Source organism: Methylosinus sp. sav-2, assembly GCF_004366495.1.
Classification (GTDB): domain Bacteria; phylum Pseudomonadota; class Alphaproteobacteria; order Rhizobiales; family Beijerinckiaceae; genus Methylosinus.
This window is the reverse complement of the sequence record NZ_SOEJ01000020.1, coordinates 19,686-31,753: the sequence shown is the minus strand read 5'-3', so window position 1 is coordinate 31,753 and position 12,068 is coordinate 19,686. Positions and strand designations below refer to the sequence as shown.

9 protein-coding genes and 2 pseudogenes are annotated in these 12,068 nt (G+C 65.2%); 7 read left to right on the top strand and 4 right to left on the bottom strand.

All coding sequences use genetic code 11. The features are described 5' to 3' along the window. The first annotated feature begins 135 nt into the window (after window positions 1-135). Entirely contained in the window at window positions 136-1,335 is a 1,200-nt protein-coding gene (locus EDE12_RS19850; RefSeq protein ID WP_026597690.1) for an IS256 family transposase, read from the top strand. A 240-nt stretch (window positions 1,336-1,575) separates the two neighbouring features. Here the strand turns inward: EDE12_RS19850 and EDE12_RS19845 are convergent, their stop codons facing one another. After that, window positions 1,576-1,929 (bottom strand): hypothetical protein, encoded by a 354-nt coding sequence (locus EDE12_RS19845; protein ID WP_134188250.1) that lies wholly within the window; start codon window positions 1,927-1,929, stop codon window positions 1,576-1,578. 614 nt (window positions 1,930-2,543) lie between these two features. Here EDE12_RS19845 and EDE12_RS19840 point away from each other — a divergent pair. From EDE12_RS19840 to EDE12_RS19815, 6 genes are read left to right on the top strand one after another with little or no spacing between them, the layout of a single operon-like run. Next, window positions 2,544-3,527: an ABC transporter substrate-binding protein gene (locus EDE12_RS19840; RefSeq protein ID WP_166671900.1), complete on the top strand. Its 984-nt coding sequence runs from the start codon at window positions 2,544-2,546 to the stop codon at window positions 3,525-3,527. Then, on the top strand, window positions 3,524-4,582 hold the full coding sequence (locus EDE12_RS19835; protein WP_026597692.1) for an iron ABC transporter permease: 1,059 nt from the start codon (window positions 3,524-3,526) through the stop codon (window positions 4,580-4,582). The genes EDE12_RS19840 and EDE12_RS19835 overlap by 4 nt, the downstream gene beginning before the upstream one ends. Further along, window positions 4,579-5,334, top strand: a complete 756-nt coding sequence (locus EDE12_RS19830) for an ABC transporter ATP-binding protein (protein ID WP_024881863.1) — start codon at window positions 4,579-4,581, stop codon at window positions 5,332-5,334. The genes EDE12_RS19835 and EDE12_RS19830 overlap by 4 nt, the downstream gene beginning before the upstream one ends. Further along, on the top strand, window positions 5,331-5,957 hold the full coding sequence (locus tag EDE12_RS19825) for a hypothetical protein (RefSeq protein WP_036289942.1): 627 nt from the start codon (window positions 5,331-5,333) through the stop codon (window positions 5,955-5,957). The genes EDE12_RS19830 and EDE12_RS19825 overlap by 4 nt, the downstream gene beginning before the upstream one ends. After that, the gene (locus EDE12_RS19820; RefSeq protein WP_026597694.1) at window positions 5,954-6,559 is read left to right on the top strand and encodes a hypothetical protein; all 606 of its coding nucleotides are present in this window, start codon (window positions 5,954-5,956) and stop codon (window positions 6,557-6,559) included. The genes EDE12_RS19825 and EDE12_RS19820 overlap by 4 nt, the downstream gene beginning before the upstream one ends. A 5-nt stretch (window positions 6,560-6,564) precedes the next feature. Beyond that, entirely contained in the window at window positions 6,565-7,089 is a 525-nt protein-coding gene (locus tag EDE12_RS19815; RefSeq protein ID WP_026597695.1) for a hypothetical protein, read from the top strand. Between the two features lie 145 nt (window positions 7,090-7,234). Here EDE12_RS19815 and EDE12_RS19810 read toward each other — a convergent pair whose 3' ends face one another. The 3 genes and pseudogenes from EDE12_RS19810 to EDE12_RS19800 all read right to left on the bottom strand — a co-directional run bounded on the left by EDE12_RS19810 (window position 7,235) and on the right by EDE12_RS19800 (window position 12,041). Beyond that, window positions 7,235-9,430, bottom strand: a complete 2,196-nt coding sequence (locus tag EDE12_RS19810) for a TonB-dependent receptor (RefSeq protein ID WP_026597696.1) — start codon at window positions 9,428-9,430, stop codon at window positions 7,235-7,237. A gap of 359 nt (window positions 9,431-9,789) precedes the next feature. Continuing rightward, window positions 9,790-10,383, bottom strand: a pseudogene (locus EDE12_RS19805) (PepSY-associated TM helix domain-containing protein); the annotation flags it as partial. 29 nt (window positions 10,384-10,412) lie between these two features. After that, window positions 10,413-12,041: pseudogene (locus EDE12_RS19800) on the bottom strand (ISL3 family transposase). Window positions 12,042-12,068: the final 27 nt, after the last annotated feature.

The following is a 12,068-nucleotide window of genomic DNA, read 5'->3' as shown; positions in this document are numbered from 1 at the left end:
AGCGGCGCTCGGGCGCGCGGAGCGGAGGCCGTAGGCCGTAGGCCGACGCGCAGCGCGTCCGAGCGCCGCTGGGCGGTCATCGGCGGTTCTCCGGTAGCATCGGTTTGCGATTCGAACGCAACCGAGGAAACACCGATGACCGACGATATGATGAACCTTCGCGCCCTGCTGGAAAAGTCCCCGGACGCGGATTTCCTGCGTGAGATGATCGGCTTCGCCGCCGAGCGGCTGATGGAGCTCGAAGTCGGCGCCCTGACCGGCGCCGCCCACGGCGAGCGTTCGGCGGACCGCCGTGTCCAGCGCAACGGCTATCGTGATCGCGATTGGGAGACGCGCGCCGGGACCGTCGAGCTGCGCATCCCCAAGCTGAGAAAAGGCTCCTACTTCCCTTGCTTCCTCGAGCCGCGCCGCATGGCCGAGAAGGCGCTCGCAGCGGTCATTCAGGAAGCCTATGTGCATGGCGTCTCGACACGCTCCGTCGACGATCTCGTCAAAGCCATGGGCGGCTCCGGCGTCTCCAAGAGCCAGGTCAGCCGGCTCTGCGAGGAGATCGACGAGAAGGTCGACGCCTTCCTCGAGCGCCCGCTCGAGGGCGACTGGCCCTATCTTTGGATCGACGCCACCTATGTGAAGGCGCGCCAGAACGGCCGCATCGTCTCGGTGGCGACGATCGTCGCCGTCGGCGTCAACGCCGATGGAAGGCGTGAAGTTCTCGGAATGGAAACGGGTCCCTCCGAAGCCGAGACCTTCTGGACCGAGTTCCTGCGCGGCCTGCGCCGGCGAGGACTGCGCGGCGTCAAGCTCGTCATCTCCGACGCGCATGAGGGGCTGAAGGCCGCCGTCGCCAAGGTGATGAACGCTTCCTGGCAGCGCTGCCGCGTGCATTTCATGCGCAACGCGCTCGCCCACGCCGGTAAGAGCGGAAGGCGCGTCGTCTCGGCGCTGATCGCCACCGCTTTCGCGCAAGAGGACGAGAGCGCCGCCAAGGCGCAATGGCGCAAGGTCGCCGATCAGCTCCGGCCGACGCTCCCAAAGCTCGCCGCCTTCATGGACGACGCCGAATGCGACGTGCTCGCCTATGCGAGCTTTCCCAAGGATCACTGGCCGAAAATCCAGTCCACCAACGGCATCGAGCGCCTCAATGGCGAGATCAAGCGCCGCACCGAGGTCGTCGGCATCTTCCCGAACGAGAAGGCGATCAAGCGCCTCGTCGGCGCGATCTTGTTGGAACAGAATGACGAATGGGCCGTGCAGCGTGGCCGCTATATGACCCTGGAAACAATCGCCGCTTTGAGCGATGATCCCATCGTCAAGCTGCCCGCCGTGGCCGCCTGATCAAACCGACTGATGACGGAGTCCCTCGAACGGGACCGACCTGAGCTACACCATCTCCAGGGGCACGATCGACAGCCCCCTTTCGCACTCTTCGCGCGACGCTTCCGAGCTGCGCGTTCAGGCGGCGCATTATCGAGGCGGCGGCGAATTATTGCTGTTCCGCTCGGCGCCGCGTGATCCATTCTAGGTCCCGCCGGCGTCATGGCGCGGGAGGCCTGGAAGGGTGACATTTTCTTTTCTTCATTTTGACGGTCGCTTCGACAAGGCCCAGTCCAGCGCGGGATTTTGGCCGCTCGGCATGTCGGGCTGCGGCGTGTCGGGGGGAAGCGTCGAAAGCGATTTGCGAAGCGCGCGATCCTTGGCGAGAGCATCATCGACGGCTGCGTTCACCCGCGCCTCGATCGCCTTCTGATCCTCTGAATGCCAGCGATCGAGGATCAGAGTGATCGGCCAGGTCGAGCCTTCTATTATCGCCGAGATTGTGCTGCGGTTGGCGTGGTCTCGTGTAGCGCCGAACCAGAGCGCGATCAGGAGATACGCGAATATGGCCAGTTTGAGCATGGATCCAAAAAACTTTTCAAAGAGATTTCCCATCTACCCAATTCCCCAGTTTTTGCTTTCGGATGTGTCGCGGCGCGGACGTCCCGAACCGCCGGCTCGACGCCCCGAGGCATGATCGCGAGACACAGAAGTGGAGAAAGCACATACAGGATTCGATAAACGCCACAGCCGCCCGAGGACGGATCGCACGATGGCTCCACCAAGATAGCGACGCGTTCCCGCCAGATTATGGAAGATTATAGAACAGGAGGGACGACCATTCTAGATGCGCATGCGCTCGGTCCCGGCGCTTGGATCGCGTGAGAGCCGAGGCGTCTTTCGAAGCATTCCACACTCGGAGCGCGAGGCGCTCACGATGATGGATACTGCAACAATTCCAAGGACCAAGCGACGCTATTGACTTGGTGGGCCGGCTCCACGAGCGTCGTGAACGAACAGATGATCGCGCCGTTGCGATCTCGAGTCGGGTCGATGCAGCTCGGACGCTTCTCGAATAATCGAGACGAGTGCGTTCGCGCAACGCTTTCTGCGAGGTGGGCATGAGTTGTGTGGGGATTGTCGGCGGCGCGGCCCTTATCGTCGCTTCCTGCGCGCCGTTGCGCGCGCAAGCCGATTGTTTCGGCGACCTCGCGGGGCGGGAGGTGTGTTTGCCCGGTCCGGCGCAGCGTGTCGTCACCATTCCCATGCCCTCCGCCTCCACCTTCATCGCTGTGGACGGCTCGGCGCAACGGCTCGTCGGAATGCATCCCTCTTCGAAGAGAGCGATCGACGAGGGTCTGCTCGGACGCATGTTTCCGCAGGCGCGCGCCATCGACGCGTCCGTCGCAGGCGTCGGCGCGGATGGATTCATGCCAAATGTCGAGACGCTCGCTTTGCTCGATCCGGATGTCGTCGTGCAATGGGGCGATCGCGGCGACGACATCGTCGGCCCCTTGCGCAACGCCGGTATTCGCACAGCGCTATTGCGCTATGGAACGGAGTCGCTCGCGCGCGGCAATCTCACGCTGATGGCGGATATCGCCGGCAAGCCGGAGCGCGCGAAAGAGCTGATCGACTGGCGCGCGGCGACGATCATCGACATAGAGAAGACGGCGCGCGACATTCCAGAAGCGCGGCGGCTGCGTGTCGTCTATCTGCAACGCGCCGCGAGCGGCCTCGCGGCGGCGGGCGCGAACAGCTACTATGATTTCTACATCCGCCTCGTCGGCGGTCGCAACGCCGCCGACGGTCTCGCCGGCGCGCCCGCGATCAACGCCGAGCAGATCGCGCAATGGGACCCGGATGTGATCCTGCTCAACGGCTTCGAGGAGAAGCTCACGCCCGCGCGCATTTATGACGACGAGATATTGTCGGCGACGCGCGCCGCGCGCGAGCGGCGCGTCTATAAAATGCCGATCGGAGGCTATCGCTGGGACCCGCCCAGCCAGGAGAGCCCGCTGACCTGGATGTGGCTCGCCGATCTCCTCTATCCCGAGGCCTTCCACTATGATCTGCGCGCAGAGATCGCGCACGCCTATCGGCTGCTCTACGGCCATACGCCGTCGCAAGCGGATCTGGACGAGGTGCTTCGCGTGCAGATCAATGGCGACGCGCGCTTTTATGATCGCTTCGCCGCGAGCGCGTCGAAATGAGCCTGCTCGTGACCGCGAGCGGCGACACGCCGCAAAAGCGCGCGCTTCCACGCTGGGTGCGAGCGCTCGCCGTCCTCGTGTTGCTTCTCGTCGCCGCGCTGACGGCGCTCTGCGTCGGGCGCTTTCAGATCGCGCCGCAAAAGGCGATCGCAATATTGCTGTCGCGCGTCTCGCCATTGACGGCGGATTGGAGCGCGATGGACGAGCGCATCATACTGCTCGTGCGCGCGCCGCGCGTTCTGCTCGCCGCGCTGTGCGGCGCGGGGCTCGCCGTGAGCGGCGCCGCCTTGCAGGGCGTGTTCCGCAATCCGCTCGTGGCGCCGCAAATTCTCGGCGTGTCGCCCGGCGCGGCCTTCGGCGGCGCGCTGGCCATCTCGCTGGGCTTCAGCGGCTTCGCGCTCATCGGCGCGGCTTTCGCCTTCGGCGCCGTCGCGCTTGCGCTGGTCGGAGTTCTGGCGCGCGTCGAGGGCCGCAGCGACACGGTGATGCTGGTGCTGACCGGCGTCGTCATCGGGGCCTTGTTCGCGGCGCTCGTCTCACTGCTGCAGTTTCTCGCCGATCCGAACAGCTCGCTGCCGGCGATCGTGTTCTGGCTGATGGGCAGCTTCTCGGCCGCGACTTGGGCGCGCCTCGGCATTGCGGCGCCCGGCGTCCTCGCCGGCGCCGCAATGCTCTGGCTCATGCGCTTTCGCATCAATGTCCTCTCGCTCGGCGAGGAGGAGGCGCGCGCCCTCGGCCTTTCGGTCGAGCGCGACCGCTGGCTCGTCTTCGCCGCCGTCGCGCTCATAGAGGGCGCGGCGGTCGCCGTCGCCGGCGTCGTCGGCTGGGTGGGGCTGGTCGTGCCGCACGCTGCGCGTCTCCTGGTCGGCTCGGATCAGCGGGCGCTGCTGCCCGTTTCCGCGGCGCTCGGCGCATCCTATCTGCTGCTGGTCGACAGCCTCGCACGCAGCGCCACGGCGGCGGAGATACCGCTCGGCGTCATCACCGCGCTGATCGGCGCGCCGGTCTTCGCCGCTCTGCTGCGGCAGACGCGCCGCAAGGAGCTCGCCGGATGATCGGTCTCGAGAAGGCCGGCGCGCAACGCGGCCGGCGGTGGATATTCACCGACATCTCCTTCATGCTCGAGGCGGGCCGCATTCTCGCCGTGCTGGGTCCGAACGGGCGCGGCAAGACGACGCTCATCAAGGCCCTCGCCGGGCTCGTTCCGCTCTCCGCCGGTCGCCGCATCGCGCCATCCGTCATCGGCTATGTGTCGCAGTCGATCGGCGCAGACATTCCCTATCGCGCTCTCGATGTCGTCGTCATGGGCCGGGCGCGCGGCCTCGGCCTGTTCGGCGCGCCCGGCGCCGCCGACTATCGCGCCGCGCTCGAGGCGCTGGAGCTCGTCGGCGCGCGCGATTTCGCCGAGCGGCCGTTCGACCGGCTCTCCGGCGGCGAACGGCAGATCGTGCTGCTCGCCCGTGCGCTCGCCACCGGCTCGCCGGCGCTGGTCCTCGACGAGCCGGCCTCGGCGCTCGATCTCGCCAATCAGAACCGCCTGCTCACCGTGCTGAGCGAGGTGAAGCGGCAGGGGCGTCACGCCATATTGTTCTCGACGCATCTGCCGCAGCATGCGCTGAGCGTCTCAGACGACGCGCTGCTCATGCTGGGACCCTCGGAACATTCGATCGGCCCGACGCGCGCCATTCTGAACGAAATCAATCTGACGCGCCTCTATGGGCTGCCCGTGCGGCGCGTCACCCTCGAGGATGAAGGCCGCGCGCCGATCGAGATCGTCGTCCCATTGTTCGCGGGAGCCACGCCATGACGGCCGCCGACCGCGAGACGCTGCTTGTGCTGAGCGGTGACGGACCGCCGCCGAAGGCTTTCGACGCGCCGCTCGCGGCTGGCGCGCTGGCCATGGTGCGGCAGACGGAGCTGGACGACTCGCGCCTCGCGGCGGCGCGCGGCCTCGTCACGACGATGCATCTCGACCAGGTGGAATTCGCGCGCCGCTCGGCTGCGCTCGAAGCCTTCTTCGATCGCGGCGGGCGGCTCGCCTTCATGGGCCATCTCGCGCGGCCGTTCCTGCCGGAGCTCGCGCCTTTCGTTCCGCTCGGCGCCGGGCGCCGCGCCGATTTCGCGCTGGTCGCGCTCGGCGAGCACGCCGTCTTCGAGGGAATCGACCGCGCGCGGTTGGAAACGCGGCGCGGCGTCGCCGGCTTCTATGGCCGCGGACATGCGCCGGCGCCGCCAGGCGGCCGCGCGCTCACCGGCGTCGGACCGCAGGCGGCGCCGATCGATTGGGTCTGGGAGAGGCCCGCGGGGGGCGCGCTACTGATGCACGCCGGCAATGATCTCTGGACCGTCTGCGACGAGCCTTCCGTCAATGTCGCGCTCGCCGAGCGAATCGTCGCCTGGTGCGCAGGAGCAACGGCGCTGTGGTCATGACGCGCATTCTCGCCATTCATCCGGGAACGGCCTATCACTGCGAAGCGCTGGAGGCGCCGCGCTATGCGCGTCTCTTCGACGCGCTCGTGCGGCCGGAGGAGCTGGGCGATATCGATCTGTCGCGCTTCGACATCGTGCTCGCGCCGTGCCGAACGCCCGCGAGCCGGCTCGCGCCGCATCGGGCGCGCCTCGAGGCTTATCTCGCCGCAGCCGGCGCCGTCGTCGCCATGGGCGAGACCGATCAGCATTTGTGGCTGCCGTCGATCCGCTTCACCAGCGTGCCGACCAATTGGTGGTGGTGGCTCGAGCCCGGCGCGAGCCTCGGCCTTTCAATCGCCGATCCGCGCCATCCGCTGTTCGCGCGAATCGGCGCGAACGACATCGCCTGGCATTTGCACGGCGTCTTCGCGCCGCCCGATGGCGCGCGCTCGCTGATCGGCGACGCCGAGGGACGCTCCGTTCTCTATCTCGACGAGGTGACGACGAAGGGCCGCATGCTGGTGACGAGCCTCGACCCGTTCTATCACCACGGATCGCACTTCATGCCGGCGGCGACGCGATTTCTCGACGGCTTTCTGCCGTGGTTGAAGGAGGAGTTCTGAAAAACATGACCAACGATTCGCTGACGGTGCTCGATCATGGCGAGCCGATCGCGATCTCCTTCGCGGATATTCTCAAATATCACGGCCGCAGCTTCATCGGCGGGGCCGCGCATGGCTTCAAGGCGATGCAGCGCGCCTTTCCACTGCTCTGCGCCGATGGCCGCCCGGAGCGCTACGAGGTGACGATCGCCACCGCTTTTCCGGGTCCCGGCGGCCGCGACGCGATCGAAATGGCGACGCGCTCCGTCACCGGCGGGCGCTATACGGTCGATCTCGATCTCGGCGGGGCCGATGTCGTCGAGAGCCCGCGCGGGCGCTATTTCTTCCGCTTCGCCTATCGCGGCGCCAGCGTCGATGTGACCCTGCGTCCGGGCGTCGTGCGCGCCGAATTCATCGAGCTCTCTCGCCGCGGCCCCGCGACGCCGGACGAGAAAGAGCGGCTCGAATGGCTGAAGCAGGACATGGCCGATCGCCTGATGAGCCTGCCGGCGGAAGAGGCCTATGACGCGGCGCCGCACGCGGCTTCGTGATCGGCTCGGACATCGAGAGGACGAGAAAGAGGGCGGGCCTATGGCTCGCCTTCTTTTAGTTGGCCCGCCGCTCTGGTGAGCTTTTGGTGACGCGAGCCTCGGGCACGCTCGCCTCCGGATGCGAGGCGAGCGAGCGGAAGCCGCATCAGAAATTATGCGTGAGCTTGACGATGAAATTGCGCCCGGGCTCCAACAGCGGATTGGTCACGCTGCGGCCGTAGGACACATTGGCGAAAGTCGCGGCGTCGACATAAGCAGTATTGAAAACATTCTCGAGGCCGACGCTGAGGCGCGTGTCGCCGAGCTTCGGCGAGATCAGCGCGCCGAGGTCGAAGCTCGAATAGAGGTTCAGCACCACATAGCCGGACGTCTTGTATTCCTGCGTCGTGTCGATGCGCGTCTTGCCGGCGGCGGCGTTGAGCACGGCCTGCAGCGAATAGCCGGCGCCGGGCGGCGCGACCTGCGCGCCGAAGCGCGCACGGAATGGCGCGATAGAGGGCAAAGGCCGCCCGGTCGTCGTGTTCGTGCCCTCGAGCGCGGTGAAATTGCCGAAGAGATTGAGCTCCGGCGTCGCCTGCCAGCGTCCTTCGAGCTCGACGCCATCGATTTCGGCGCGGCCGACGTTCTGGCTCTGCGTGTAGGTCGACACGCCCATATAGGTGACCGACTGCGTCTGCAGAAGATTGTGATAGACGCTGTGGAAGCCGGTGATGCTGGCGGTCGCCTCCGCGACATGGAGGCGGAGCCCGCCTTCATAGGTCACGCCGGTCTCCGGCTGCAGATTGGGATTTGGCAGCGACGTCGCCGTCGAATTGAACAGCTCGGCGTTGGTCGGATGGCGGAAGGCCGTCGATATGTTGCCGACGACGTCGAGGGCGGGCGCGACGCGCAGCACGGCGCCGATGCTGCCCGTCGGCGCCAGCCGGTCGGTGTCGCTGTTGGCCACATAGGCGGACAGCAGCGCGGCCGAAGCGAGCGGCGACAGACGCGTGCGCGTGTTGAAATAGTCGAGCCGGCCGCCTGCGGAGACGGTGAGCGCTTCGAACGGCGTCCATTCGTGCAGCATGAAAATGCCGCCATTGGTCTGGAAGGATTCCGGCACGGATTGGGTGAGCGGAGAATATCGCAGCGCCGTCACCACGCCATTGGAGAGCGTGGCGGTGACGGAGGTTCCGAGGCTGCCGGGGCGGCGCTCGTAAAAAGCGTCGCCGCCGAATTTCGTCACCACCGAGCCGAAGCCGTCGATCGACCAGGGCGCCACGGCGAGCACGCGTCCGCCGATGACGACCGGCCCGATCACATGGCTGTCCGAGAACACCGTCTGCTTTGCGCTCGTCGTATTGATCGTGGCGAGATGCGTGTCGAAATAATTCACATAGGCGGACGCTTCGACATGGGAGATCAGGCCGCCGGTGAAATCGCCCGAATAGGCGAGGCGGCCCATCAGCAGCTCGTTAGGGCTCTGCCGCACATTGAGATACGGATATCCGGGCGCGCCGCCGACGCCGCCCGCGCGTCCGTCGGTCTCGACATAGCCACGAAAGCTCGCTTGCAAACGTTGATCCGGCGTCGGCGAATAGCCGAGCGTGAAATCGCCGCCGATGCTGCGGTAATCGCCGTTGCGCGCCACGCCCAACGGCGTCTCGTAGGAGAGGCCTTTGCGTCCTGCGAGGCCGCCCCTCACCGAGAATCCGTCGCCTGCGCCCTCCGCCCATTCATATGTGCTGAGCGCCGTCGCCGCGCTTGCGTAACCGAATGACGCGCCGCCGCGTCTGAAACGGAACGGCCCATCGACATTGCTGGAAGGCTGCCGCGTGACGACATTGACGAGGCCGGTGAGAGCGTCGCTGCCATAGAGCACGGAGGCCGGTCCGCGGATCACCTCGACCTGCTCGATTTCTTCGGGCGCGAAGTAATTGAGCTGCAGCGTGTTGCGGCCATGCAGCCGATCGCCGTCGACATAGAGCGGCGAACGCATCGTGTTGGAGCTGAATCCGCGCAAATAAATCTGTCCGCCGATACCACCGGCGCGGGCGATGGCGACGCCGGGCGCCTGGGCGAGGATTTCGAGCAGGCCCGTCGGATTGGTGAGCTCGATCTGCTGCCGGTCGACGACGGAGATCGTCTGGGTGATCTGCTTCAAGCTCTTGGCCTCGGCGGGCGCCGGGCCGAGCGGTCCGATGATGGGCCGCCGCTCCTTCCCTCGCCCGCCTTCATCTGATGACTGCGCCGCCACATCGATTGTCGGCAACGCCTCCTGCGCGAGAGCGGAACCTATGACGAGCGACATGAGAAGCGCCGACGCGACAGTGGAGGATGCTTCGAGAGTGACGCGCGACATGAGTTCGACCTCGCTCGGCTGTAATTCTTGGCCGACGACTACGGTCGTTAAGAAAGATAAACAAGCATACAGCTGCTGAAACAATTCCAATGAGGACCGCGCTCCTGGTCTCATTGGAAATATTCGTAAGTATCGATACCTCTATTGCGCGTGCGACATCCATAAATCATCTAAAAGCGCGAAAAGCAGCGACAGGACGCATCACGATTTGCATTGCCACAGAACACCGTCCTCGGCGCCGCGTGCTGCGAAGCAAAGTCAAAGACGTCGTCTCGGCGCAACAGATCTGCTCGAGGGCGACCGGCCCTGTCTTTGGAATGGCCGCATCGTGTCGGCGACGACGATCGTCGCCGTCGGCGTCAACGCCGAAGGGATGACGATCGCTTCTTCCACCAAATATAGACGCCAGTCGCGGACAGCATCACGACGGCCATGCCGAAAGCGCCGACGAGAATGCGATAGGGCATGCCGAACACGGCGCCCATATGGAGCGCAGCGAGCCAGGAGGTGAGCGTGACTCCGCTGCGGTCGCCCGTCGGCAGGCTCAGCGCGACAAAGTCGCCGGTGTAGGCGTCGAACAATACGGACGTCATCCCCAGCCTGTCGCCGAGACCCAGGCTCGATCGCACGCGGTATTGAATTAGGCCCTTGCCGAGCTTGTAATAGAGCGCATCGGCGCGCTCCACCTCGAAGCCGCGTGCGCGCGCCTGTTCGGCCATCAGCTTCACGCCGATCGCCTGCGCCTCTTCCCATTCGAGCGGCTTCGTCGCATCGTCGCGCTTGGGCCACGCGGGCCATGCCCATGGGGGCGGCGCACAATCGAAGAAGAACTTCGTCACTCCTGTGTAGACCCCGTTCAGATTGAAGAACACGCTCGACCAGACGAAGACGAGCAGCATAGCCCATAACCAGAGCCCGCTCGCGCGGTGCAGATCGAAATTGACCCGGTAGGGTTCTTCCTCACTTCCTGTTGCGGTGGCCGCTACACGGGAAGCAAACGCGCACGAAGGAGTTCTGGCCCCGCTCGACCATACATCGTTCGTTTGAGCGCTTTCAGGCGATTGATTTGTCCTTCCGTCGGGCCGTTGCTCCGCGGCTCGGTGATCGCATTTCTCACCGCGTCGATGTCTCTCTGCGCCGTGCGAGCGAAACGTTGCATCGCGTACAAGCCCGATTTCTGAGCGTCTCTCAGCCAGGCGACGAGCTTACCGACGTTCTTGCTTTTAAGCATGCCACGAAATCGCATGGCGAGTCGACGCATTGTCGCGAACTCTGGCCAGTCCTTCTTCATTGCATCGACTTTCGCAGCCTGATTGCCAGTCAACAGCCCGCGCGGCTTGATGCAGGGCGCCGTGGCAACAATCGGCGAGATCGAACGTCCGGTCGCGGGATCGACAGGTCGCGGGCTCGGAAGAGCCGATGTGCCCTTCACCGTCTTGCATTTCGGATTGCGCCATTTCGCGAAAAGTCGCTCGACGTTTGAAAAACTCCCTGTATAACCGCGCGCTTTGATTTCTTGGAAAAGGCGACGGCCGCGCACGCAACCTTCAGACCAGCGGCGCGATAGATAATCTTCGAAATGTCTTGGTGACGTTGTCTTTGGCGCGGCAGCGCTCCTTTCGGGAAGCGCATCGGCTCGGATCCATTTCATGACCGTGCGGCGATCGAACCCCGTTCGCCGAGCGATGTCCATCACATTTCTACCTTCCTCGTGTAGAGCGCGGACCCGATCGAAAACCGCTTGCCTCGATCGCTCGTTCGCCACTCTGATGAGGCGGCGGTGCTCGCCGCCGCCGTGCTTGTCTCTCACGCTGGCGACATCTTCACCGTCGGCCGGCAGCAAAGGACGAACCGAAATTCCGACCGCGCGGCCGAGTTGAGCCTGAATGGCCTCGCGCAGATTCTGCAGGATGTGAAAACGGTCGGCGATTTGCCGCGCCTGCGGCGCGCCTTCCTCCGCCCCTTGGGCGAACGACCCGCAGCGATCACGGCTGATAATCTCGACGCCGGGATGCTGCTCGAGCCAGTCCGCAGTCGTGCCCGCGGCGCGTTCTGGAAATAGATCGAGCACTTCCCGCCGCTCCAGGTCCACCACGATGGTCCCGTATGTGGACCCCTTGCGCCACGCCCAATCATCGATGCCCACGACTCGTGTCGTCTCCTCCGAGCGCCGCCCCCTTACCCGTCGTTTGAGACAGCGCAGTATCGTGTCGTCGCTCGTCGGCATGCCCATTCGCTTGATCAAGCGCTCTCCCGGACGCCCGCCGGCGCCATGGCCAAGAAGATAAATGATTTCGGCGGCCCGCTCGGTGCGGCGCGCTCAAGGCGCCGCGACCTCGGGCAGTTGCGCAGTGAACGTCTTACGTTCGCAGGCTTCGTTTCGACACTGCCAGCGCTGGAGGCGAAGCGTCACAACAACAGGGGCGCCTTGCGCCGGCAGATCTTGCAGAACGCGCACATGCCAGCCGTGACGGCGTGTTGATCGCCTTCCACAATCCGGACAGACAGCAGACCCGACGGCCGCCGCCGAAATCCGCCACTCGCTGCCTAGCCGCCTGGCGTCCAAAATGTTTACGCCCTGCCCGAGGGACCAAATCGATTTCCTTTCCATACAGCTAAGCTATGGTCGCTCCCCGGG